Origin of the sequence: Vibrio rumoiensis (assembly GCF_002218045.2) — a bacterium.
Classification (GTDB): Bacteria; Pseudomonadota; Gammaproteobacteria; order Enterobacterales; family Vibrionaceae; genus Vibrio; species Vibrio rumoiensis.
Window position 1 is genome coordinate 835,503 of record NZ_AP018686.1, and the last position, 23,699, is coordinate 859,201.

Annotated in this window: 21 protein-coding genes and 1 riboswitch; of the genes, 13 read left to right on the forward strand and 8 right to left on the reverse strand. The window is 42.2% G+C overall.

Going from position 1 to position 23,699, the window contains the following annotated elements; translation table 11 throughout:
* Positions 1 to 72: 72 nt before the first annotated feature.
* Both VRUMOI_RS16225 and nagZ read right to left on the reverse strand, forming a co-directional pair.
* Entirely contained in the window at positions 73 to 1,095 is a 1,023-nt protein-coding gene (locus VRUMOI_RS16225) for an adenosine deaminase (protein WP_089138511.1), read from the reverse strand.
* Positions 1,096 to 1,202: 107 nt separating this feature from the next.
* Positions 1,203 to 1,315, reverse strand: a riboswitch (purine riboswitch).
* Positions 1,316 to 1,440: 125 nt separating this feature from the next.
* Positions 1,441 to 2,433: a beta-N-acetylhexosaminidase gene (gene nagZ, locus VRUMOI_RS16230; RefSeq protein ID WP_089138510.1), complete on the reverse strand. Its 993-nt coding sequence runs from the start codon at positions 2,431 to 2,433 to the stop codon at positions 1,441 to 1,443.
* A 164-nt stretch (positions 2,434 to 2,597) separates the two neighbouring features.
* Here nagZ and VRUMOI_RS16235 point away from each other — a divergent pair, with 164 nt between their 5' ends.
* On the forward strand, positions 2,598 to 3,701 hold the full coding sequence (locus VRUMOI_RS16235) for an anhydro-N-acetylmuramic acid kinase (RefSeq protein WP_089138509.1): 1,104 nt from the start codon (positions 2,598 to 2,600) through the stop codon (positions 3,699 to 3,701).
* Between the two features lie 209 nt (positions 3,702 to 3,910).
* The gene (locus VRUMOI_RS16240; RefSeq protein ID WP_089138508.1) at positions 3,911 to 4,876 is read left to right on the forward strand and encodes a porin; all 966 of its coding nucleotides are present in this window, start codon (positions 3,911 to 3,913) and stop codon (positions 4,874 to 4,876) included.
* A 91-nt stretch (positions 4,877 to 4,967) separates the two neighbouring features.
* Here VRUMOI_RS16240 and ydiJ read toward each other — a convergent pair whose 3' ends face one another.
* Positions 4,968 to 8,066 (reverse strand): D-2-hydroxyglutarate dehydrogenase YdiJ, encoded by a 3,099-nt coding sequence (gene ydiJ, locus VRUMOI_RS16245; protein ID WP_089138507.1) that lies wholly within the window; start codon positions 8,064 to 8,066, stop codon positions 4,968 to 4,970.
* A 303-nt stretch (positions 8,067 to 8,369) separates the two neighbouring features.
* Here ydiJ and VRUMOI_RS16250 point away from each other — a divergent pair, with 303 nt between their 5' ends.
* On the forward strand, positions 8,370 to 9,056 hold the full coding sequence (locus VRUMOI_RS16250; protein ID WP_089138506.1) for a DUF2786 domain-containing protein: 687 nt from the start codon (positions 8,370 to 8,372) through the stop codon (positions 9,054 to 9,056).
* A gap of 155 nt (positions 9,057 to 9,211) precedes the next feature.
* Positions 9,212 to 9,397 carry a hypothetical protein gene (locus VRUMOI_RS16255; protein ID WP_089138505.1) on the forward strand — a complete coding sequence of 62 codons (186 nt, stop codon included), beginning with the start codon at positions 9,212 to 9,214 and terminating at the stop codon, positions 9,395 to 9,397.
* A gap of 156 nt (positions 9,398 to 9,553) precedes the next feature.
* Here VRUMOI_RS16255 and aqpZ read toward each other — a convergent pair whose 3' ends face one another.
* Positions 9,554 to 10,252 (reverse strand): aquaporin Z, encoded by a 699-nt coding sequence (gene aqpZ, locus VRUMOI_RS16260; RefSeq protein WP_089138504.1) that lies wholly within the window; start codon positions 10,250 to 10,252, stop codon positions 9,554 to 9,556.
* 324 nt (positions 10,253 to 10,576) lie between these two features.
* On the opposite strand from aqpZ, the gene VRUMOI_RS16265 reads away from it, so the two are divergent.
* The 6 genes from VRUMOI_RS16265 to yjfF all read left to right on the forward strand — a co-directional run bounded on the left by VRUMOI_RS16265 (position 10,577) and on the right by yjfF (position 17,494).
* The gene (locus VRUMOI_RS16265) at positions 10,577 to 10,984 is read left to right on the forward strand and encodes a hypothetical protein (protein ID WP_089138503.1); all 408 of its coding nucleotides are present in this window, start codon (positions 10,577 to 10,579) and stop codon (positions 10,982 to 10,984) included.
* A gap of 219 nt (positions 10,985 to 11,203) precedes the next feature.
* Positions 11,204 to 12,307, forward strand: coding sequence for a phosphoribosylaminoimidazolesuccinocarboxamide synthase (locus tag VRUMOI_RS16270; protein ID WP_089138502.1), 1,104 nt, complete (start codon positions 11,204 to 11,206; stop codon positions 12,305 to 12,307).
* A 488-nt stretch (positions 12,308 to 12,795) separates the two neighbouring features.
* On the forward strand, positions 12,796 to 13,755 hold the full coding sequence (gene ytfQ / locus VRUMOI_RS16275) for a galactofuranose ABC transporter, galactofuranose-binding protein YtfQ (RefSeq protein WP_089138501.1): 960 nt from the start codon (positions 12,796 to 12,798) through the stop codon (positions 13,753 to 13,755).
* Positions 13,756 to 13,935: 180 nt separating this feature from the next.
* On the forward strand, positions 13,936 to 15,468 hold the full coding sequence (gene ytfR, locus VRUMOI_RS16280; protein WP_089138500.1) for a galactofuranose ABC transporter, ATP-binding protein YtfR: 1,533 nt from the start codon (positions 13,936 to 13,938) through the stop codon (positions 15,466 to 15,468).
* Positions 15,465 to 16,496 carry a galactofuranose ABC transporter, ATP-binding protein YtfT gene (ytfT, locus tag VRUMOI_RS16285; protein WP_089138499.1) on the forward strand — a complete coding sequence of 344 codons (1,032 nt, stop codon included), beginning with the start codon at positions 15,465 to 15,467 and terminating at the stop codon, positions 16,494 to 16,496. The genes ytfR and ytfT overlap by 4 nt, the downstream gene beginning before the upstream one ends.
* Positions 16,493 to 17,494 carry a galactofuranose ABC transporter, permease protein YjfF gene (yjfF, locus tag VRUMOI_RS16290; RefSeq protein WP_089138498.1) on the forward strand — a complete coding sequence of 334 codons (1,002 nt, stop codon included), beginning with the start codon at positions 16,493 to 16,495 and terminating at the stop codon, positions 17,492 to 17,494. Before ytfT ends, yjfF begins: the two co-directional genes overlap by 4 nt.
* A gap of 226 nt (positions 17,495 to 17,720) precedes the next feature.
* Here the strand turns inward: yjfF and VRUMOI_RS16295 are convergent, their stop codons facing one another.
* Positions 17,721 to 18,053: a PBPRA1643 family SWIM/SEC-C metal-binding motif protein gene (locus VRUMOI_RS16295; protein ID WP_089138497.1), complete on the reverse strand. Its 333-nt coding sequence runs from the start codon at positions 18,051 to 18,053 to the stop codon at positions 17,721 to 17,723.
* Between the two features lie 151 nt (positions 18,054 to 18,204).
* On the opposite strand from VRUMOI_RS16295, the gene VRUMOI_RS16300 reads away from it, so the two are divergent.
* The 3 genes from VRUMOI_RS16300 (at position 18,205) to VRUMOI_RS16305 (ending at position 19,576) form a co-directional block, all read left to right on the forward strand.
* Positions 18,205 to 19,056 carry a VOC family protein gene (locus VRUMOI_RS16300; RefSeq protein ID WP_089138496.1) on the forward strand — a complete coding sequence of 284 codons (852 nt, stop codon included), beginning with the start codon at positions 18,205 to 18,207 and terminating at the stop codon, positions 19,054 to 19,056.
* Positions 19,056 to 19,208 (forward strand): hypothetical protein, encoded by a 153-nt coding sequence (locus tag VRUMOI_RS19370; protein WP_174208823.1) that lies wholly within the window; start codon positions 19,056 to 19,058, stop codon positions 19,206 to 19,208. The genes VRUMOI_RS16300 and VRUMOI_RS19370 overlap by 1 nt, the downstream gene beginning before the upstream one ends.
* Positions 19,209 to 19,324: 116 nt before the next feature.
* Positions 19,325 to 19,576: a DUF2999 family protein gene (locus tag VRUMOI_RS16305; protein ID WP_089138495.1), complete on the forward strand. Its 252-nt coding sequence runs from the start codon at positions 19,325 to 19,327 to the stop codon at positions 19,574 to 19,576.
* Positions 19,577 to 19,667: 91 nt separating this feature from the next.
* On the opposite strand, the gene VRUMOI_RS16310 is transcribed toward VRUMOI_RS16305, so the two are convergent.
* The 3 genes from VRUMOI_RS16310 to secF form a co-directional block, all read right to left on the reverse strand.
* A complete protein-coding gene (locus tag VRUMOI_RS16310) occupies positions 19,668 to 20,753 on the reverse strand; it encodes a hybrid-cluster NAD(P)-dependent oxidoreductase (protein WP_089138494.1) in 1,086 nt (361 codons plus the stop codon).
* A 97-nt stretch (positions 20,754 to 20,850) separates the two neighbouring features.
* Positions 20,851 to 22,521 (reverse strand): hydroxylamine reductase, encoded by a 1,671-nt coding sequence (gene hcp, locus VRUMOI_RS16315; RefSeq protein ID WP_089138493.1) that lies wholly within the window; start codon positions 22,519 to 22,521, stop codon positions 20,851 to 20,853.
* Positions 22,522 to 22,788: 267 nt separating this feature from the next.
* Positions 22,789 to 23,697 carry a protein translocase subunit SecF gene (gene secF, locus VRUMOI_RS16320; protein WP_197712962.1) on the reverse strand — a complete coding sequence of 303 codons (909 nt, stop codon included), beginning with the start codon at positions 23,695 to 23,697 and terminating at the stop codon, positions 22,789 to 22,791.
* Positions 23,698 to 23,699: the final 2 nt, after the last annotated feature.

A 23,699-nucleotide genomic window follows, 5' to 3' on the forward strand; every position in this document is an offset into this window, starting at 1 on the left:
TATAAAAAAGCAGGCTTGATGTTGTAATCAAGCCTGCTTTTTTGTGCTTCTTAATTAAGAATTAAAATCGATTTATACAAAAAACTCATGACTAAAATGAGTAACTTTATCTACTAGCTTTTGCTTTTCTTGCTCGTGAATAAAGCTGGCTTCAATCGCATTCAGTGTAAAAGCTTGTAGCTCTTCTAATGAGACTGGGAGCGCATCGGCAACCGCCATAAAGTTATCCGTCATGTAACCGCCAAAATAAGCAGGATCATCAGAGTTAATCGTCACACATAACCCTTGTCGCAATAAATCCACAATATTGTGATCGCTCATTTGTTCAAAGACTTTTAACTTAGTATTTGACAGTGGGCATACCGTTAATGGCGTGCGGTCTTCTATTAGCTGTTTCACTAACTCAGCATCTTCAACACAGCGAACGCCGTGATCGACTCGTGAAACGCCAAGCAATGTCAATGCATTATGAATATTCGCCGCAGGCCCCTCTTCACCAGCATGGGCAACGGTTAAGAAGCCATGGCCAATCGCTGCTTCAAACACCTCTTTAAATTTTTCCGGCGGATGACCTTGTTCAGAAGAGTCGAGCCCCACACCGATGATCTTGTCTTTAAATGGTAAGGCTTGCTTTAAGGTATCAAACGCCGATTCTTGATCTAAATGGCGCAAGAAACACATGATAATTTGACTCGAAATCCCTAACTCTTCTCGCCCTTTTTGCATCGCTCTATCAATACCATTTATCACGGTTTCAAAAGCAATTCCGCGTGCGGTATGGGTTTGTGGGTCAAAGAAAATTTCTGTATGGATCACGTTATCTTTCTGGCAACGTAATAAATAAGCCCAGGTTAAATCGAAGAAATCTTGCTCATTAATCAAGACATTAGCCCCTTGATAATAGATATCAAGAAACGATTGCAAATCCTCAAATTGATAAGCGGCTTTCACCTCTTCTGGTGAACTAAATGGAATCTTGATGTTATTACGTCTGGCAAGCTCAAACATCAGATCCGGTTCAAGTGAACCTTCAATATGAAGATGAAGTTCGACTTTTGGTAAGCCTTGGATAAACGCGGTTCTATGTGGATTCATTGGTTACATCCTTTTCGTTATAAAAATGAATGCGCAACGATTTTTCTTTTGCTATTCAAGCTTGTTCAATAAGCCTGTTACTAATTATAGACATACAAAGAGAAAACGATCGCCCGCTTACTCTTCGTAATCAGAATTTGAGGATTCTGGTAGAGACTCTCACACCTAAAGCGTAGTGCTTAATCAGTGAGATTATACGAAAGGGTTCTAAACTGCCTGACAAGGGTCAGCAGCCTAAGTGGTGAAAATTGTGTAACAGAAGTGATGAAAATGCAATCCCATCACTTCTTATAATGCATTAGGTATTAGGTATTAGGTATTAGGTATTAGGTATTAAGCATTTACCTATTCAGCACTATCCCAATACTGATTCATAATACGGTTTGCTTGCTGCCAGCGTTCGGTAGCTTGTAGATCTTTCAAACTAAAGCTTTGTTGTTTCAGTAAGTTGATCGCTTGTGGTACTTCTACGATAGGTAGATTATCGAGCACTTCAATCGCCGATGGACGGTTATTACACATTAATACCATGTCACAACCTGATTGCATTGATTTGAGCGAGCGTTCCGCAGGCCCCCCCATGATTGCAGCGCCTTCCATGTTTAAGTCATCTGAAAACACGATGCCTTTAAAGCCGAGCTGATTGCGCAATACGTCTTTTAGCCAGTAAGGCGAACCACTGGCTGGCTGATCATCATAATTTGGATAAACCACATGAGCTGGCATCATGGCATCAAGTATCCCCGCATCAATCTGAGCTTTAAAAATTGCCATGTCATTTTCAAAAATATCGTTGCGATTATCGAATGGTGTTTCGTAATGCGAATCGACAATCACGCCACCATGACCTGGAAAGTGTTTACCGGTTGTTGCCATACCCACTTGCTTCATGCCTTTCATATAGGCAGAGCTGTAGGTCAAAATGGTCTCAAGATCTTCACCAAACGCTCGACTGCCAATCGCTTTACATTGAAACGATTGATCGAGCACTGGTGCAAAACTTAAATCGATATCGTGAGCAATTAACTCTGCCGCCATTAGCCAGCCACCGAGTTCGGCTGCTTCAACGCCATTGTTCATTTGTGCATAGGCTTGCGCCGGTGGGATCTTAGTAAACCCATCACGGAAGCGTTGTACGCGGCCTCCTTCTTGATCGACACCGATAAGAATAGGACGCTTAGCCGCTTGGCGAATAGCATGATTCAAGGCGATAAGTTGTTCATTGTCATGATAATTGCGCGCAAATAAAATCACACCACCAACGGTTGGGTGTGCCAGAATTTCTTTATCTTCCGCATCAAGTTCATAGCCTTCAACGTCTAACCACAATGGACCCATTGCATTTTCCTTCTCAGTATCGAAATATTGCACCAAAATAATCGACAAACGTGATTTATGGTACTGATTTTAAGGTTTTATACGTTATTCTGACACTAATCATGTATGTTTAAAACTCTGTCTTTAAACTAATTAATTCTTAGATTCCGACTCAAAGGTAAACTATGGAAAAATACATCGGCATTATGTCTGGCACCAGTTTAGATGGTGTGGATACCGCATTAGTTGAAACCGATGGAAAGTCGATTCGCTTACTGGCGCAAGATTTTTTCACTATGCCAGAGGATTTAAAACAAGACGTATTAGATGTGTGTATTGGCCAACAGACCACGTTACTTAAAATCGGCGAAATTGATCATCGCTTAGGTAAGGTGTTTGCCGATGCAGTGGATCAACTAATAGATAAAAACAGCTTAAATAGAAGCGATATTAAAGCTATCGGTAGCCATGGCCAAACGGTGTTTCATGCACCTGATTCCGCTTACCCTTTCACCATGCAAATTGGGGATGCCAATATTATCGCCGCGCAAACAGGCATTACAACCGTGGCGGATTTTCGACGCAAAGACATGGCATTAGGTGGTCAAGGTGCCCCGCTGGTTCCGGCATTTCATAAAGCCCTATTTGATCACCTTGAAAATAACATCGTCATTTTAAATATTGGTGGAATTGCCAATATTTCTATTATCAATGGCGATAAAACTTCGGGCTATGATACCGGGCCTGGCAACATGCTCATGGATGCTTGGGTTCAGAAACACTTTGGTAAACCTTATGATAAGGATGCCGCGATTGCCCGAGCCGGTAAGGTAAATCAACCTCTTCTCAAAGCCTTATTAGCTGAAAGCTACTTACAGCTTCCCGCCCCGAAAAGCACTGGCAGAGAATTATTTAACCTTCCTTGGCTAGAAGAAAAATTAACACGCTTTACATTAAGCAATGAAGATGTCCTTACTACGCTCGCCGAATTTACCGCCATAACCATTGCTAACGAAGTAGAAGAGCTCACTCAAAATCACCGCATTAATGAGTTATTGGCTTGTGGCGGTGGGGCGAACAATCCATTACTTATGGAGAGGCTGCAACAACTGCTTCCTGAGTGGCAAATAGGCAATACATTAAAATATGGTATTGATGCCGATTACATGGAGGCAATGGCTTTTGCTTGGCTTGCACACCAAACCATCAACGGTTTACCGGGTAACCTACCCGCTGCGACAGGAGCTTCACGTCTGGCGGTATTAGGCGCGATCTACTTACCTTCATAACTTAATTTTCAAAACCTCAACCAATTTAAAAGCCAAAGTGTTCTGCATTTTGGCTTTTTCTATGAGACATAGATCACATTTAAATATCACTCCTAGCAATACATCAAAACGTCATATAACAGACACCAATTCTTAACATTCCTATTCTAGAGTACTTCCAACACCAAGAAGACATATAAGTCTCTAATTTAAAACATAGGATTTAAACAATGAAAAAAGCAGTTCTAGCCACATCTATCTTGGCAGCAATGATCTCGACCTCTTCTTTAGCGGCGACGGTCTATAAAGATGATACATCTGAGCTAAAAGTTGGCGGTCGTGCAGAAGCACGTTTCAATGTGTCAGATAACAATGAAGAATATGATCCCGTTACTGGTGATAAAGAAGAAAGCGCATTCAATGACAAAAGTCGTGCACGCTTAAACATTTCAGGTAAAACCCAGATTACTGATGATCTATATGGTTTTGGTAAATACGAAAATGAAGTGAGCTCAGGTAGCGATATTAAAACTCGCTACCTATTCGCAGGTATTGGTACGCAAATCGGTGAATTCTCTTATGGTAAACAAGACACCGCATTAGTCATGATCACTGATTTTACCGATACCATGGCCACGTTTGGCGCAGATGCCGATGGCGCTGTCGCATTACGTGCAGGTAGTGATAAACAAGAAAACAACTTTGCTTATAAAGGTAAATTTGGCGGCTTTACACTAGGTGCTAACTACCTTGCAGAAGAAGAAGCGGATTCTGATCAATACGCGCTTGCTGGTATGTATTCATTTGATTTCGGTCTAGATTTAGGTGTTGGTTACGCTGGCGGTAAAGTGGCAGACCAAGATGCAAACCAAGTCGATATCGGCGCACAATACTCTATTGCTGACTTCACCTTCGGTGCCCTTTATCTCATGAACTTTAGTGATGATGCTGCGGGTAACAGCAATGATAATGATGGTTACGAAATTTCAGCGCAATACAAACTGGATCAGTGGACTTTCGTTGGCGTATATAACTACGCAACTGAAAACGATGGCGATGATGATGCAGTTGATAACGTTGCAATTGAAGCGGTTTACAAATTCAACAGCAACCTACGTACTTACGCAGGTTACAAGTTTGAAATGATTGATGACTTAGATGACCAAATCCAAGCGGGTATCCGTTACGATTTCTAATCATTAGTAATCATTACCAAAAACTAAAAGGCCTGAAACGATATCTTTCGCTTCAGGCCTTTTTCCTATTTAACTATTCAGTTGTTTTAAGTTACTCCAGCATCGTAAGCAAGGCTTGCAGCGGATGTTTTGGCTTCATCCCCTCAAAACGCTTCACTTGACTACGACAAGAGTAGCCAGTAACCAAACAACGCTCTTTGTCTAAACGATTAATATTGGGTTGCCAACTTAACTGATAGATACCTTGTGACATTTCAAACTTATCGGCTTCATGACCAAAAGTTCCCGCCATACCACAACAACCAACTGGAACCGTCGTTAACGTCCCGCCAAAATGCGTGAAGATTTCGCCCCACTGCTTTTCAGAATTCGGTAACTTAGTTTTCTCGGTGCAGTGAGAAAACAAATACCAAGGCTTATGATCCGCTTTTGCCGAATAAACAAATGTCGACAAGTTTGGTTGTAACCATTCATGCACACTGAGTACTGTAAAGTCACCGGCTTTCTCACCTAATACTTCACGATATTCATCTCGATAACAAAGTACAGTTGCAGGATCGACGCCAACCATTGGAATATTTAATTCTGTGAGTTGGGTGAGAAACTCCGCGGTTGAACTGGCAGTTTGAGCAAATTGCTTCAAGAAACCTTTTATATGCTGAGCTTTTCCATTGGGTTTAAACGGTAACACGACTGGCTTCTTACCCAGTTTAACCGCTAAGTCCACAAAATCGGACACCACATCGGCATCATAAAAGCTGGTGAACGGGTCTTGAACAATCAGAACATATCTTTCACGTTTTTCCGCGGGAAGCGATTGCAACTGAGACAAACTGAAACGACTATCCCAAAGTTGATCTTCTAAAGATTGCTTTAGTGTCGGGATAGACAGCAATGGTGTATCAATATAACCCACGGTTTTTTTCGTTAACGATTGCACCCAATTCATCGCCAGCATGCTATTAACCACTTTAGGTGCCACGGCCATTAAAGGAAGCATGGTTTCAATATTTCCAACCAAATAATCTTTTACCGGGCGCTGATAACGAGTGTAATACACATTTAAAAAGCGAGAGCGGAAAGACGGCACATCGACATTAATCGGACATTGGCTAGCACAAGCTTTACAAGCCAAGCAGCCATTTAGCGCATCGAACACTTCATGGGAAAAGTCGTATTCATCTTTCTTTTTCATCGAATTACGAACACGATCAATCATGGTTTTTACTGAACTTGATTGCTTTAATGCCGTTTCTTCTAGATCAAGAATATCCACCCCATTGGCGGTCAATTGACGCAACCATTCACGAACTAAACCTGCTCGACCTTTCGGTGAATGTCGACGATCCGCCGTAACCTTCATCGAAGGACACATCGGAGAATTCACATCATAGTTAAAGCACAAGCCGTTGCCGTTACATTCCATCGCTTGTTTAAAGCTATCACGCACTGTAACCGGAATTTGGCGATCGTAAAATGCACGTTTGGTATCCGAGACTTTCACTAACTCATCTTGACTTTCAATTGGCGTACAGATTTTTCCTGGGTTCATTTTATTGAGCGGATCAAACGCAGCTTTCACTCGACGTAATTGAGTAAACAATTCATCACCAAAAAACTCTGGCCCGTATTCTGAGCGATAACCTTTGCCATGCTCACCCCACATTAAACCGCCATATTTAGCGACCAGTTTCACCACTTCATCAGAAACCTGATGCATCAATTTTTCTTGTTCAGGATCGCATAAGTCTAGAGCTGGACGGACATGCAACACGCCAGCATCAACATGACCAAACATGCCATAGTTCAGTGATTTATCGTCCAGTAACGCTCGGAATTCTGCAATAAAATCCGCCAAATTTTCCGGTGGCACACAAGTATCTTCAGTAAAAGCAATCGGCTTCGCTCGCCCTTTTGCACCACCTAATAAACCCACCGCTTTTTTGCGCATGTTGTAGATTTTATTAATGCTCTCAAGATCATGACAAACCTGAAAACCGATAATGCCACCGTCTTCCGTTTCGAGTTGCTTGTCTAATTTAGCAACGAGCTCATTCACCAAAGTGGCGACTTCACTTTCATCTTGACCTGCAAATTCGACAATATTGATCCCTTGCATGTCTTTGCCCGGAACATCGGTAAGTAAATCACTGACGGTATGCCAGACAATATCTTGCTTGGCTAAATTCAAGACTTTTGAATCCACAGTTTCAACCGACAAAGCCTGCGCTTTAACCATTAGTGGTGCATTTCTTAATGCCGAATCGAAAGAGTTATATTTGATGTTAACCAGTGAACGAGCTTTCGGGATTGGGGTTAGATTCAATTTTGCTTCGGTAATAAAAGCAAGCGAACCTTCTGCACCACACAGCACTCGACCCAAATCAAAAACTCCGGATTCCTCTTGTTCAAATGACAACGCATTTTTAAGATCATAACCGGTTAAGAAACGGTTTAATGGGGGGAATTTTTCTTCAATAGCCGCACGATTTTCTCGGCATATTACTTCTGTCATTCGGTAGGCTTCATTTGCATAAGTGCCCAATTTCGGTTCACCTTGCGAGCCATCGGTTTCATACATTGAGCCGTCGGCAAACACCGCTTGCAGCGACAACACATGGTCTGAGGTTTTACCGTATTTCAAAGAGCCTTGACCAGAAGCATCAGTATTAATCATGCCACCAATCGTTGCGCGGTTACTGGTCGATAAATCAGGAGAAAAGAAATAACCGTACGGTCGAACCGCGTCATTTAATTGATCTTTAATCACACCCGATTGGACTCGCACCCAACCTTCCGCTTCGTTGACTTCAAGCACTTTGTTCATATAACGAGACATATCAACCACAATACCTTTGGTCAACGATTGTCCGTTAGTGCCTGTGCCGCCACCGCGCGGAGAAAACGTTACGCTATCGTATTTTGATTGAGCACCGATGCGACCAATTCGCTGTATATCTTGGTTATCTCTAGGCAATATCACTGCTTGTGGAAGTTGTTGATACACACTGTTATCGGTCGCCACCGCTAAACGGCTGGCGTAGGTTTGCTCAATATCACCCGTAAATCCTGCTGCAAGTAGTTCATTGAGATAGGCTTCTACGAGAGAATCGACCTCAAAACGCTGCGTTAATGGCGGTAAAACAGTATTAACTGAAGATGTTTTCGAAGATTGGTTGTTTGCTAACATTGCGCCTCATGCCCCTGTATTGCTGATCCCTCAGCTAGGTATACCTTTATTACGTAGGTAACTATTTATTACGTAGGTAACTATCTATTTCGTGGAAAAGTAAATTTTGTGAATTACCTCACTTTACCTCATTTCAGTAGCAGTGAGGAGCAGAAAGTTATCGTTTGCACCATTCATAAGTACAAAATTAATTTGTGACCCAAGCTCAATTGTTCTCCTTTCTTACAAGCACAAAAAACGGTAGAATATGCGGCTCATTATTTTACCCAGACAATCAGCCTATCAATGAGTACATCAAAGGTAATGGATAAACAAAAAGCCCTTAAAAAAATTGCCAAATGCCTTGAGTTAGGCAGTTCTGCTAATGTCAACGAAGCAGCCCAAGCGATCAAAATGGCGCACAGGCTGATGCTTAAGTATGGCTTGGATAAGGACGATATTGATTTCATTAAATTGGGTAAGACTCAATCTAGCCATTTGTTGCCCTCTACTATTAGCTCAAACATCTTACGAATCATCCGTGGAATCAATACCCGTTTTGGGGTTGAAGCGGTATTGCTCAACCATAAAGGCTTAAAGCGTGTTGAGTTTATTGGCGAGGCCGACCGAGCTATTTTTGCCGCTTTCGCGTTTGATATTATTTATCGTGAAATGAACGAACAAACGGGTCAATTCCGTAATAGTTTCTCAGGTACAGGAACAACCAGTGCTGAAGTGACACGTCGTGTTAACTCTTTCTTATCTGGCTGGATTGAAGGTGCGCTGGAAAAGCTCCCTTTAATTGCTCCCGATGATGACTCGGCGAATAAGATTAACGACTATATCGACAAAGAATTCCAAAATGTCGACCGTGAAACCTTCAAACAACAGTTACGTGATGCTATGAAAAACTTCACTGCCGATTATGAAGTCGGCTTGAAAAAAGGCCGTCGTATATCAGTGAACCGCCCAATCAATGGTGCGGCAGAGAAAAAACGCTTAACCAAATAATCCATTTAATTCAGGCAATCGATTCCCTCATTTTTATTGTTGAATAATGTGAGCAAATACACATTTAACTAAATAATAACATTCGAAAGTGTCACTTTACTTCGCTACACTTCTTGGCGTTAAAGAATTTTGAAGTAGTAATGGGAAAATATAAAATGGAAAGTGAGCATGGTACTTGCGATTGGTGTAAACAGTTCGTGGGTCAATTAACGAAGTTAGAATATATCGATGGAATCAGTCATAAAGCTTGTCCAGAATGTCACGACTTTGCTCGAATTGATGTTCGACAATTTAACTTAGCAGAACAGGCTTTAAGAGATAAACAAGCCAAATTGAAATAACAACAACTGTAAATCGTAGACAAAAAAAGGCGCTCATCATAAGCGCCTTTTTAGATCCATTTGTATATACCCAGTGACTTCAAGACGCTGAAACTCGCACCTTGAAATTACTTGGGTATAAGCGATGCCTTTTATAAGACACCTCTTATACTTTGATTATGCGTTTTCTGCTTTTTCACAGCCGATGAAACGGTATGCAATCGCACCTAAAATCGCACCTGCAATTGGGGCAACCCAGAACAACCAAAGTTGAGAAGTCGCCCAATCACCCACGTATACCGCAACCGCAGTACTACGCGCAGGGTTAACTGAAGTGTTAGTTACTGGGATAGAGATCAAGTGAATCAGTGTTAGACATAGACCAATCGCGATTGGGGCAAAACCTGCTGGAGCACGTTTATCTGTTGCGCCAAGGATAACGATCAAGAACATCATTGTCATTACAACTTCAGTCACAAGCGCAGAAGTCATAGAGAAACCACCAGGTGAATGCTCACCGTAGCCATTAGATGCAAACCCTGCCGCCAGATCAAAACCAGCTTGACCTGATGCAATCACGTAAAGCACGCCACCAGCAATAATGCCACCAACAACTTGAGCAATAATGTAAGGTAAAAGTTGATTTGCTGGGAAGCGACCACCGGCCCATAAACCGATAGATACTGCTGGGTTTAGGTGGCAACCTGAAATATGGCCAATCGCAAAAGCCATGGTTAAAACAGTCAGACCGAAGGCTAGAGAAACACCCACAAAACCGATACCAAGATCTGGGAACGCTGCAGCTAAAACCGCACTACCACAACCACCAAGTACTAGCCAAAACGTACCAAAACATTCTGCTAAATATTTATTCATTTTTTTATTCCTATGAATTTATAGCCTCACAACGTGTAAAGCCATTGGTCAATCTAAGATGAACGATTTTTTATCCGTCACTAAAAATTAGTACTAAATAAAAAAATCAACCACACCATCAGAAAATTCCTACCTTCAAACCCATTAAATTTCTTTTTTTTTAATAAGTTATGAACCAATTAATTTTACACCAGTTTGGAAAAACCACAAATAAAAAGTGACCTTTATCACATTTAATGACCTATCGCTCAATAAAGCGCTTGATCTTTCACCAACAAAAAACTACTGTATATAAACACAGTATGGATATATGGACAGTTAATTATGTTGAATCACAATGCCGTTTTACCTCATCAAGCGTTTACTTCTTTTGCTCATAATGATGATGTTTATTCAGAAAATAGTTCGTTGTTTTCTCGTCTATCAATGCTTTCTAAAAAACCAAACTGGTTACTGTTTACCGCTGGTGCAATTCTTCCAACCAACCAAGAATTACAGACTTTTGGTATTGAGACTCATAAAGTCATCAAAATTAAAGCGTCTCATTCGATGACTGAAAAAGACATCATCCTGAAAGCCCTTGCCGCTAAAAATGCCAGTGCGATTGTGGCAAGTGATAATTTTTCGGCACAAGATAAAGACACTTTGAGAACTCAAGCACGTCAAAATGGCTGTGAGATCTTCTTTATGAATAACTCGATTCAACAAACGTTAACCCGCCACCTCCATTAATTTAATAGAGACATCAACACGAATTATTCAATAAGACTCCATTTACGTAAAAATATTTTAATAGCAAACGTTTGCTTTTTCTCTGGATGGAATTAGGTGAGTTCTGTTATTATGCGGCTTTCAGGTGTGAAAGGCATTCATACTTAGTTCTTAAGATATTTGTTCTTAAGATACCTGTTCTCAACATACCCAGTTTTTAAGCCTAGTAGGAAAATGGAAATGAGCATTGCTAATCAAGTTCTTGCCGTGAATGATGACCTCCCCATCCGCACTGACAAACCAGTACACAGTGGTAAAGTTCGTTCAGTATATTGGTTAACCGAAGCTGACAGCCGTCGCCTAATTAAAGAAAAAGGTTACGATGTCGCCGAAGATGCTCCCTTAGCTATTATGGTGATCAGCGACCGTATCTCTGCATTCGATTGCATTTGGCATGGCGAAGGTGGATTAAAAGGCGTACCGGGCAAAGGCGCAGCCTTAAATGCCATTTCCAACCATTGGTTCCAACTGTTTAAAGATAATCACCTCGCTGACAGTCACATCCTCGATATCCCTCATCCATTTATTTGGATCGTCCAAAAAGCCAAACCTGTCATGATTGAAGCCATTTGCCGTCAATACATCACCGGTTCAATGTGGCGATCTTACGAGAAAGGCGAACGTGAGTTTTGTGGTATTGCCATGCCTGAAGGCTTAGAAAAAGATAAACCGCTACCAGAACTGCTGATCACGCCATCAACCAAAGGCATTTTAAAAGGTATTCCAAACGTACCAGAAGCCGATGACGTCAATATCTCTCGCCAAGACATCGAGGCGAATTTTGAAGCGTTTAATTTTTCTAAAGCCAGCGACATTGCCCATTATGAAAAATTACTCAAAGAAGGCTTTAAAGTGATTAGCGATGCTTTAGACAGCGTCGGCCAAATTTTCGTCGATACTAAATTTGAGTTTGGCTATGTTAACGATGCCGAAGGTAACGAAAAACTGATTTATATGGATGAAGTCGGCACACCAGACTCATCAAGAATTTGGGATAAAAACGAATATCAAGCCGGTCGTATTGTCGAAAACTCCAAAGAAGGATTCCGCCAATTCCTGCTCAACTACTTCCCAGATCCAGATATTTTATTGAATAAAAACCGCATGGATGAACGCTTTGCCCTTGCGGAAAATAATGCATTGCCACAAGAAGAAATCATGAAGATCTCTCAAACCTACCTCGGCATTGCTGAAAAAATCACCGGTAAGAAAATCGAATTAAGCGCCGATCCTAAACAAGAAATCATCGATATTCTAAAACGTGATTACGACCTAATCGTATAATCACCTACCTGTCTTACTGCCGTTAAGCCTAAATAGAATCGATTTCTGTTTAGGCTTTTTTTATTACCTCAACCGCCTCGCTCCCTCCTCATCACAAAGCCTAGAACTGGCACAAAAAATAAGACTAAAGTCTAATATAGGCCATTGTTTTAGTTAATGAATCCGTCAAATCTTTATTATGGATTTCGCCGCTATTTACATGGATAGAATAGCTATTCAAGGGATTCTGTGACCATTTATCTGCTTATTACTCATTTCCTCTACTACTTTAATAAACGTGTGCTCAAATCGTTGACGTTGAAATTTAGTGGTTAAGTAGTTTGCACCAATCATTTCTGATTCGCATGGTGCAAAGTACCACCACTAAATTTACTGGAGTGCTGCATGGTTAACCAATTCAACCTATAAAGCAGCCACTTCTGTCAGTTAGGGCATAGAGATGAAAGGATGTATCCATCTCGCGTATCAATAATAACAAGGAAAATATTATGCTAAAAAAATTAACCTTAACTGCCATGGTCAGCGCCGCCCTTCTGTCCCATTCTGTTTTTGCTCAAGACCTTACTGTTGGGTTTTCGCAAATAGGATCGGAATCGGGTTGGCGTGCAGCGGAAACTAGCGTCGCAAAATCGGAAGCCGAAAAACGTGGTATCACATTAAAAATTTCTGATGCGCAGCAAAAACAAGAAAACCAAATCAAAGCCGTTCGATCTTTCATTGCTCAAGGCGTTGACGCCATCTTTATCGCGCCAGTCGTACAAACCGGTTGGGGACCAGTACTGGAAGAAGCAAAAGATAACGATATTCCGGTATTTCTTCTCGACCGTGGCATTGATGTACAAGACGATTCACTTTATATGACCGCCGTGATGGCTGACAACGTGCTTGAAGGTGAATTAGCCGCGAAATGGTTGATCAACAAAGTCGGCGGTAAACCATGTAATGTCGTGGAACTGCAAGGTACCGTCGGAGCGAGTGTTGCAATCGACCGTAAAAAAGGTTTCCAAGATGCCATCGCCTCCGCCAGTAACCTCAAGATCATCCGAACTCAATCTGGCGAATTTACTCGTAGTAAAGGTAAAGAAGTCATGGAGAGTTTTATTAAAGCAGAAGATAACGGTAAGAATATTTGTGCCGTATTTGCTCACAATGACGACATGGCAATCGGTGCAATCCAATCGATAAAAGAAGCGGGATTAAAACCAGGTTCAGATATCTATATCGTTTCCATTGATGGTGTGCCAGACATCTTTAAAGCCATGATGGCAGGTGAAGCTAATGCCACCGTAGAGCTCACACCAAACATGGCTGGCCCTGCTTATGATGCGCTCATTAAATACAAAGAAGATGGTACGGTGCCACCAAAACACATCAAAACGGAATCTAAACTATTTGAGCCAGATAGTGCAAAAGAGCAGCTCGCTCTGAAAAAAGACATGGGATATTAATCGATATTCAACGCGTATCACTCACGCAGCTTGAAATCAATAAACATGTAAGGTGATGGTTAAGTTCGCAAGTGAATCAATAGCGAGCTTCAACCATCAACCTTACATGCATATCAATATTTAGCCCGTTGAAGGAAAAATCATGCTCGAGTTTGTTAAAAGAGCATTAACGGAGTCACTATGTCACAGATTCAATCTGAGCAAGGACGCTCAGCAATACCCCTACTTCAAACAAAAGGGATTTCTAAATCCTTTCCTGGAGTACGCGCGCTCGATAATGTTGATTTTGAATTACAGCATGGCGAAATCATGGCATTACTGGGCGAAAATGGCGCAGGTAAATCCACACTCATTAAAGTACTCACTGGCGTTTATCAAAAAGATAGCGGCGAGGTGTTATTAGAAAATCAACCGATCAATCCAACCGATACTTCGCACGCCCAACAACTCGGCATTGGTACCGTTTATCAAGAAGTTAATTTATTGCCGAATATGTCGGTCGTCGATAATTTATTTATCGGCCATGAACCCATGAAATGGGGATTCGTGGATCGTAAAACCATGACCGAGAAATCCAAAACACTGGTCAAAAAATATGGCTTGAATATTGATGTCACCCAGCCTCTTAACCACTTTTCCGTAGCCATTCAGCAAGTGATTGCAATTGCTCGGGCAGTGTCTTTATCTGCCAAAATATTGATCTTAGATGAACCAACGGCCAGCCTCGATAACAATGAAGTAAAGATGCTATTTCGCATCATGACCGACTTGAAACAACAAGGGATCAGCTTAATTTTCATTACTCACTTTCTTGAGCAAGTCTATGAAGTGTCTGACCGCATTACCGTTTTACGTAATGGCCAATTCATAGGAACACGAGTCACCAAAGAGCTACCTAGAATCGAATTAATCAAAATGATGTTAGGTAAAGATCTTGCTGATAATGCGCTTAGACGTGCCGGCAAAACTCGTTTAAGCGACACGCCAACTATCCAACTTAGCCATTACGGTAAAAAAGGCACCATTCACCCATTTGATCTTAATGTCTATCCCGGAGAGATCGTTGGACTTGCAGGCTTACTGGGCTCTGGTCGAACTGAAACCGCGGAAGTCATTTTCGGCATTCAACCCAATGACAGCGGCCAATGTACTTTTAAAGGCGAAAAGATCACGATTCATTCGGCTAGAAAAGCTTCGCGTGCAGGTTTAGGCTTTTGCCCTGAAGACAGAAAAACCGATGGCATCATTGGCGCCGCTTCGGTACGAGAAAATATTATCCTCGCGCTGCAAGCACAACGTGGATGGTTCAACCCTATTTCGCAAAAAGAACAAGAAGACATCGCCAATCGCTTTATAAAACAACTGGGCATTAAAACCCCAAATATGGAACAACCGATCGAGTTTCTGTCTGGTGGTAATCAGCAAAAAGCACTGCTCGCTCGTTGGTTATTAACCAAACCTAAATTCCTTATTTTAGATGAACCCACTCGTGGCATTGACGTAGGTGCACACGCAGAAATCATCCGTTTAATCGAATCACTTTGCGCGGACGGACTCGCTTTACTGGTTATTTCTTCCGAACTTGAAGAATTGGTGAGTTATGCTGACCGAGTGATTGTGCTGAGAGACAAGAAACAAGTCACTGAAATTCCAACCGAAACATTAACGGTTCCTGCCATCATGCAAGCCATTGCCCAAGGAGGTGCCGCATGAGGTCTCAAACAGTTCAACATTCTCTTAAGCCAAAACCAAATCAGCCGTCGAAGTTCAAATTCAAAATACCGAAAGGCGCACCACAAATTGCGGCCTTAATTTTAGTGCTGCTCATCAACAGTATTGTCTCAGATGGTTTCTTTTCTATTCACATCCAAGATGGTCGTTTGTTTGGTAGTGTCATTGATATTTTGAACCGCTGCGCTCCTGTTGCCCTGCTTACCCTCGGTATGACACTCGTGATCGCGACTGGCGGAATCGATTTATCCGTTGGCGCAGTGATGGCGATCAGCGGTGCAACCATGGCAAGTTTAGCTTCGCAAGGCTACTCAATTCCCATCGTTATTTTAGCGTCATTGGCCGCAGGCTTAGTTTGTGGATTATGGAATGGTTTCCTCGTCGCGGTGTTTAAAATCCAGCCTATTGTGGCCACATTAATTTTAATGGTTGCCGGACGCGGTGTTGCTCAGCTAATTACCGAGGGGCAAATCATCACCTTCAATAACGACGCTTTAGCATGGTTAGGCAGTGGCTCTTTCCTCTACTTCCCAACCCCAGTCGTTATCACATTACTGTGTACTTTGTTTATCTGGCTACTTACCAAAAAAACCGCACTCGGCTTATTTATTGAATCGGTCGGGATTAATATCCGCGCTGCCAAAAATGCTGGCGTAAACACCCCGGTTATTGTGATTTCAACCTACATGTTAAGCGGCTTGATGGCTGCGATTGCCGGCATTATTGTCGCCGCCGATATTCGAGGAGCCGATGCCAATAATGCAGGGTTATGGCTTGAAATGGATGCCATATTAGCCGTTGTCATTGGCGGAACCGCATTAATGGGGGGACGTTTTCATTTATTCCTCGCCTTAGTGGGCGCGCTGATTATTCAAGGGGTAAACACTGGAATATTACTTTCTGGATATCAACCGCAATGGAACCAAATCGTGAAAGCGTTAGTGGTCTTAGTCGTTTTGGTGTTGCAATCATCTACGGTTTTAAATTCATTAAAGCGAGGTAAGTCATGATCAAACGCCATTTACCTTTAATGATCACTATCGGGGTCTTTATTCTCGGTTATGTCATTTGTTTGGTTGAATACCCAGCGTTTTTAACCACTCGAGTCATTTGTAATATCTTAACTGATAATGCGTTTCTCGGAATCATTGCCGTCGGCATGACCTTTGTGATCCTCTCAGGCGGCATCGATCTTTCCGTTGGTGCAGTGATTGCCTTTACCGGGGTATTTCTTGCCAAAATGGTCGGGGATTGGGGCATTAATCCTGTGGTCGCGATCCCAATTGTATTGGCGATGGGGGCAATCTTTGGTGCGATGATGGGTTGGCTAATTGATACTTTAAAAATCCCGCCTTTCATCATTACCTTAGCTGGCATGTTCTTTTTGCGCGGTACTAGTTTTATTATTTCTGAACAATCGATTCCAATCGTACATCCCATGTTTAGAGAATTATCTCGTGCCTCGTGGAAGATTTGGGGAGGCGGTCGACTAAGCTTAATCGCTATCATCATGTTGGCAGTGGTGGCCTTTGGGATTTATCTCGCCCATCGGACTCGATTTGGTAATAACGTCTATGCGATTGGTGGTAATGCTCAGTCTGCCGCGTTAATGGGCGTGCCTGTTCGTCAAACCAACATTCGCATTTATATGTTATCGAGTTTGCTGGCGACACTATCCGGTATTGTGTTTGCGATTTACACCTCAGCGGGCTACCCATTAGCCGCGGTCGGTGTAGAGCTTGATGGCATTGCGGCAGTAGTGATTGGTGGAACCTTGCTATCGGGAGGTGTTGGCACCGTGTTCGGCTCGCTATTCGGCGTACTGCTCCAAGGCTTAATCCAAACTTATATCACCTTTGATGGCACCTTAAGTTCTTGGTGGACCAAGATCATCATCGGGATTTTGCTGTTTTGTTTCATTGGTCTACAACGTTTGCTCGTCGTCCTTTCCGAGCGGCGTCGAAATGTGCAATCGACCAATCAAACAAAAATTGAGGCAGTGAATTAATACCAATCACACTAATTAGATGGTCAAAAATTGCGTAGCAAGGATGATCAGATAATTAGTACGATTGGTATAACCCCACAATTAACGCTTCCTCATTTTTTGGCGGGTATCATAGGCCCGCCTTTTTTTGTCCGCTATTTACACGATGAAATACCACCATAAAAAAAGGCAAATGCTCATCACATTCACCTTATTGCTTGGATATTACATCGATAATGGTTGGCGGCTATGCGCAACACTTTTTATATTTTTTACCACTTCCGCATAAGCAAGGATCATTGCGATTTGGCGTTTTTTCAAACGTCGTTGTGGTTGGCTTATTTAGCACCGTTTCTAATTCAATAATGTTTTCGCTTTGTGAGTCATCAATCGTGATGTCTGCAACCAAATCGTGTTGCTTAAGTATTTCCAACACTTCTAAAGAACGTGCTTCAGTTTGAACACTTAACGATAAAGGTGATTCGGTGCTGCCAGCTTTAATATTACGCTTAACGTTATAGCCAGACGTAACATGGCTTTGGCGCGCATCAATACGGCCTTTAAAAAATAATTTTGACATTGATATTCCAATTAAAAGAAGCAAGGTGCTTGGTGGCGAGTATACGCTGTTTTACGCAACAACGCAGAGCAATTGAACATTAAATAAAATATGATCATTTATACCCTTCGATGCTATCTTAATAGGTAAATGAAAACTAAAGGATAATGTAATGAAACCCTTTTCAATGAAATGGCTAACCGTGCCCGTCACCTGCTCACTGGCTTTATTGGTTAACGCATGTAGTCAATCCCCTTCTCTCACTCTCCCGGCATTGGCGAGTAGCAATAATAAAGCGGTAGGAACCATCATTTGGCGAGATCTTGCTACTACCGCTCCAGACAAAGTTCAACCTTTCTACCACAATGTCTTTGGCTGGAATTTTGAAAGCGTCAATAATGATTACAGCCTGATCACTTACCAAGGACAACCTATTGCTGGCATGGCCAAAATGCCTAGTAACAGCAGCACCAATTACTGGCTACCAGTGATCTCAACCAATAATGTTGATAACACATTAAGCCAATCAAAACTGGCTGGTGGTAAAACCTTAATCAAGAAAACCACATTAAAGGGACGAGGTGAACTTGCCGTAATTCAAGATCCACAAGGTGCCGTCTTCTCGATTTTAAATACCTTTACCGGCGACCCTGCACCTCTTGCGAAACAAGACGGCAATTGGATTTGGCAAGAAATCTGGACAGATAACATTTCTCAAAGTCAGAGCTTCTATCAAAAATTGGGCGACTTTAAGAGCACTGACAAAACCATGCTAGGTCATAGCTATTCATACTTGGCTATTAATGATCAGCCTGCATTTGGATTTGTGAAAAAACCTAATGCTGAGGTTCCAACGACATGGGTGAATTACATCAAAGTCTCTGACATCAACGCAACGGTTGAAAAAATCGAGCTCAATGGCGGACATGTGTTAATGGCACCTACCAAAGAAGTTCGTAACGGTACAGTCGCAATCATTCGCGATCCAGCGGGTGCAGGATTTGTTATACAGGAGATGAAATAATGAAAAATATCAAACGTATGATTATTGCTGCTGCAACAGTGGTATTACTCGCCTCTTGTACTCCTTACGCAAGTTTAGATATAGGCGCCCCATTTAAAATTGGCCCAGTCTATGTCAACCCAAGCATTGGGATCGGCGGTAATTTAAAATAGTCGCCGTATAGATAAATTCTCCTAAATGACTTCAACCTAAGTGACTTCAAATAGCATCTTGAAGCCACTTAGGTATAAAATACGCCCATCTATTTTCACACTCATAAGAGAGCATCATGAACCCAATTTTAGCGTTACTGAAAGAACACAATATTGCCGACGAGCAAATCCGTGATATTTTTCAACAACTCACAGAAAACCCATTAGCGGCAATGGCAACCATTAGCCAACTCGGTTTACCGCAAGACAAACTTCAAATGTTAATGGCTCAGGTAATGCAAAACCCAGCGTTAATTAAAGATGCGGTAGATGAGTTGGGTTTGGATTACTCAAAGGTAGAAGAAGCAAAAGAAAAGCTTCAGAAGTAGTTTAAATCTATATCGCTCATTTATACGAAAAAGGGTCGCTACCATTTCATTGATAGCGACCCTTTTATATTTCTCACGAAGAATGAAATTGTTAGTTTAACGCGACTTCAACATCCGACTCAACTTGGCACGAACACGCCAGAACAACGCCATTATCGATTTCATCTTCCGTTAAAGTCGCGGTACTAGTGCGAGTAAATTCGCCTTTGACGACACGACACTTACAAGAACCACAAATGCCACTTCGGCATGCGGCAATGACGGGTACTTTGGCCGCTTCTAATGCATCAATCAATGCACTCCCCACTTTCGCTTCGGCATGAGCGCCAAAGGCTGGTACAAATACGGTTGCATTACTGATGGCTTGCGCTTTATCGGCATCGCTATTCAATATTACTCCCGGTTCCAGCATTACTTCTGGTTGTTCTGATTCAGCAGACGTGAAACTTTCTTGATAAAAGTTATCCATATTCATGCCCAGCTCCGATAAGTTTTCTTGCATCGCGCTCATAAAACCAATTGGGCCGCATAAAAATGCACTACGCTCCGCAATATCAGGGCAATATTGTTTTAACGCTGCTTGTGTTAAGCGCCCTTCTAAATATTCTGATCCTTGGGCATTTTCTAACATCACATCAAAGTGAAAACGCTCATGTGACGCTGCCATTTCTAGTAATTCTTGATGGTAAATCACTTGCTCAAGTTCTGTTGCCGCATGGATAAAGTGAATATCTGTGGTATCCGTTTTATCCGCTAGTAGAGTTTTCGCCATCGACATTACTGGTGTGATGCCACAGCCTGCACTGAGCAATACAATGTGGTCGCCATGCGGTTGCTCGATATGAAATTCTCCAGCCGGTTTTAACACTGAAACGGTTTGACCTTCTTGTAAAGAATCCACGATATAGTTGGAAACTTTGCCACCATCAACGCGTTTAATGGTCAGTTGTAATTCGCTTTGATGAGGCATTGAACTTAATGAATAGGCGCGGTATTCCGTCTTACCTTCTACCTCAATGCCCAGCGTGATAAATTGACCGGGAATAAAGTCAAATACCGTTTCTGAATTCTGATTGTCGGCCACTAAAGTGACGCTAACGCAATTGGGTGTTTCCTGCCATTTACGTTGGCAAATAAAGGTGGCGGGTTGATTGTCTGGCCATTCAAATGGGTTCATGTCATTCGATCTCTCTTAAGAATTGCAAATATGAACGTCATTTCGAGTCATCATTGTTGATACCCGAAATGACGTCGATTACATAACGCTAAAACAATTAAGCGGCTTTCTCGCCCAAGATTGTTTTCATATCCGCTTCAACCGTTGAGATTCCGCGTAGATCAAACTTCTCTTGCATCACAGCCATTAGGTTATCGGTTAAGAATGCAGGTTTGGTTGGACCGGTGTAGATACCTTTAATGCCTAACGCAAGAAGCGTTAATAGCACCACAATGGCTTTTTGCTCGAACCAAGATAGCACTAAAGTCAGTGGAAGATCATTTACGCCACAATCAAACTCTTTGGCCAATGCAAGCGCTAATTGGATGGCGGAGTAAGAGTCATTACATTGACCCACATCTAATAGACGAGGAATACCGTTGATTTCACCGTGTTGTTCTTTATTGAAACGGAACTTACCACAAGCCAGCGTTAAAATTAGGCTGTCATCTGGGGTTTGTTTCGTAAACTCGTTGAAGTAGTTACGCTCCACTTTGTCACCATCACAACCACCGACTAAGAAGAAGTGGCTAATATTACCTTGCTTCACTTGATCAATAACCGCCGGTGCCGCTTCCATCAATGCATTACGACCAAAACCAACCGTGATCATGTGTTCAATTTCATCGTGTTTGAAGCCTTCTTGCGCCAATGCACAGTCAATCACTTCTGAAAAATCATCACCCACAATGTGAGTCACGTTTGGCCAACCTACGATGCTACGGGTGAAGATTCGATCATTATATTGACCCACTTCAGGGTTAAGCAGACAGTTAGACGTCATCACGATCGCACCAGGGAAGTTAGCAAATTCTTTTTGTTGATTCTGCCAAGCACTGCCGTAGTTACCGACTAGGTGAGGATATTTATTGAGTTCAGGATAGCCGTGAGCGGGCAGCATTTCACCGTTGGTGTAAACGTTGATGCCTTTGCCTTCAGTTTGTTGCAGGATTTTTTCAAGATCGTGCAAGTCATGGCCTGATACTAAGATACATTTGCCTTTGACAGGCTTAACATTCACTTGAGTAGGCGCAGGATGACCGAAAGTATCGGTTTCACCTTTATCAAGCATTTCCATGATTTTGTAGTTCATCAAACCAATTTGCATCGAGCAATCAAGTAACGCTTGTAGATCTTGAGGTTCAGAGCCTAACCAAGACATAATTTGGTGATACTCAGCAAAAACCGCTTCTTCTGTTTGGCCAAGTACGCGCGCATGCTCCATATAAGCCGCCGCACCTTTTAGCCCGTATAGAGATAATAAACGTAAGCCCATGACATCTGGATCGACGGTTTCATGACCACGGTTCACCGCGGCAAGAGGCGCATATTTTAATAATTCTTCACGTGAGGTGGGTAGAGCAAATTGAGCCGCTGGCGTTAACTCAGGTAATGCTTCATTGGATAAGGTCGCCGCTGCACGTACTTTTTCTTCTAAACGTAACTTATACGCATACGCTTGATTAGAAAATTCAACAATACGATCCGCATCGAAGTTCACATTGGTCAACGTCGAGAAGAAAGCTTGAGGTGCCCACTCATCCACTTCTGAATCTATGATGTCAAACTTGCGACCAAGATCCGCCCAGAAAGACACACCTTGCAATACGTAGACTAAGATATCTTGTAAGTCAGACACTTCGCTGGTTTTACCACACATACCTTGCGCGTAAGAACAGCCATCGCCAACCGGTGTACGGATCGTTTGTTCACATTGAATACAAAACATAATTTAAAGCTCCAGTAATGATTAACATCATCGCCCCACTCTTTTGGGACTCATAACAAATTCACTTCTGTACTGCACTTTGCGTGCCAACTTTTAAATTATTGATTTAATTCAATTTAACAAGTCATTAACCACCAGTATCGTTGTTATAATTACAACATAACGATGTTATTTTTACATCAAAAATTAACTACCTCATATCAGAACTAAGCAAGCTCTTTTACCGCGCGATAAATGAATGTGCAGTAAAAGAGCTATTTTTTATATTTATGGTGTGTCGGATACCTCAATCACTTGATAATGTTCAGCTTTTAATCCCAACACTTCAGGTAAAGAAGTACCAACTGAAATGGACGACCAGGTTCCGGTCATAATGCCGATAAACATTGCAATAGAAAAACCTTCCAACGGCGCACCACCGAGTAACCACAAGGCTGAAACCGTTAATAGCGTCGTTCCTGAAGTGATCATGGTGCGGCTAAATGTTGCTGCGATGGCTTGGTTATTGATATCCGCAGTGGCGACTTTCGGTTTCATTCTCAACAATTCACGAATGCGGTCGGCAATGATGATGGAGTCATTCAACGAGTAACCTAAGATCGCCAAAATGGCGGCGAGCACGGTTAAGTTAAATTCCATCTGGCTTAACGCAAAGAAACCCAGCACAAACACAACATCATGCAGTAATGCTACCAGCGACCCTAGCGCTAAACGCCACTCAAATCGAACACTTAGATACACCATGATACACAGCAAACAAACAAGCAAAGCCAGGCCGCCTTGTTCAGCCAGATCTTGGCCAACTTGAGGTCCTACAATGCTGGTATTCAACACTTTGGTATCGGCGTGTAATGGCGCGAGTAGTGTTTCAATTGATGCCACAGCCTGCTGAGTACTCTCAGGAATGCTGTAGCGAATAATCCAACGCCCTTGCTCTTCACCTGCCACCACACTGACTTTTTGGCCTAACCCTGCTTCTAATAATGGGCTCAATTCACTGTTGGTGATATGTGGGTTCAATTGAATCTCACTCACCACACCACCAGTAAAGTCTAACCCCCAGTTAAAGCCCTTTGTAGTAATGAAAAACAACGCAACACACATAAGTAAAATAGAAATGACACTGGTGCCATAACGCCATTTATTGGCATTTTTCATATTGATTAATTGACTCATGA

Coding starts and splice junctions, on each gene's coding strand:
- ytfR (WP_089138500.1), top strand. CDS start 13,936: ATGTCACAGATTCAATCTGAGCAAGGACGCTCAGCAATACCCCTACTT.
- secF (WP_197712962.1), bottom strand. CDS start 23,697: ATGAGTCAATTAATCAATATGAAAAATGCCAATAAATGGCGTTATGGC.
- VRUMOI_RS16270 (WP_089138502.1), top strand. CDS start 11,204: ATGAGCATTGCTAATCAAGTTCTTGCCGTGAATGATGACCTCCCCATC.
- ytfT (WP_089138499.1), top strand. CDS start 15,465: ATGAGGTCTCAAACAGTTCAACATTCTCTTAAGCCAAAACCAAATCAG.
- yjfF (WP_089138498.1), top strand. CDS start 16,493: ATGATCAAACGCCATTTACCTTTAATGATCACTATCGGGGTCTTTATT.
- VRUMOI_RS16255 (WP_089138505.1), top strand. CDS start 9,212: ATGGAAAGTGAGCATGGTACTTGCGATTGGTGTAAACAGTTCGTGGGT.
- aqpZ (WP_089138504.1), bottom strand. CDS start 10,252: ATGAATAAATATTTAGCAGAATGTTTTGGTACGTTTTGGCTAGTACTT.
- VRUMOI_RS16225 (WP_089138511.1), bottom strand. CDS start 1,095: ATGAATCCACATAGAACCGCGTTTATCCAAGGCTTACCAAAAGTCGAA.
- VRUMOI_RS16240 (WP_089138508.1), top strand. CDS start 3,911: ATGAAAAAAGCAGTTCTAGCCACATCTATCTTGGCAGCAATGATCTCG.
- VRUMOI_RS16310 (WP_089138494.1), bottom strand. CDS start 20,753: ATGAACCCATTTGAATGGCCAGACAATCAACCCGCCACCTTTATTTGC.
- VRUMOI_RS16250 (WP_089138506.1), top strand. CDS start 8,370: ATGGATAAACAAAAAGCCCTTAAAAAAATTGCCAAATGCCTTGAGTTA.
- VRUMOI_RS16235 (WP_089138509.1), top strand. CDS start 2,598: ATGGAAAAATACATCGGCATTATGTCTGGCACCAGTTTAGATGGTGTG.
- VRUMOI_RS19370 (WP_174208823.1), top strand. CDS start 19,056: ATGAAAAATATCAAACGTATGATTATTGCTGCTGCAACAGTGGTATTA.
- VRUMOI_RS16295 (WP_089138497.1), bottom strand. CDS start 18,053: ATGTCAAAATTATTTTTTAAAGGCCGTATTGATGCGCGCCAAAGCCAT.
- ytfQ (WP_089138501.1), top strand. CDS start 12,796: ATGCTAAAAAAATTAACCTTAACTGCCATGGTCAGCGCCGCCCTTCTG.
- hcp (WP_089138493.1), bottom strand. CDS start 22,521: ATGTTTTGTATTCAATGTGAACAAACGATCCGTACACCGGTTGGCGAT.
- VRUMOI_RS16305 (WP_089138495.1), top strand. CDS start 19,325: ATGAACCCAATTTTAGCGTTACTGAAAGAACACAATATTGCCGACGAG.
- nagZ (WP_089138510.1), bottom strand. CDS start 2,433: ATGGGTCCATTGTGGTTAGACGTTGAAGGCTATGAACTTGATGCGGAA.
- VRUMOI_RS16265 (WP_089138503.1), top strand. CDS start 10,577: ATGTTGAATCACAATGCCGTTTTACCTCATCAAGCGTTTACTTCTTTT.
- ydiJ (WP_089138507.1), bottom strand. CDS start 8,066: ATGTTAGCAAACAACCAATCTTCGAAAACATCTTCAGTTAATACTGTT.
- VRUMOI_RS16300 (WP_089138496.1), top strand. CDS start 18,205: ATGAAACCCTTTTCAATGAAATGGCTAACCGTGCCCGTCACCTGCTCA.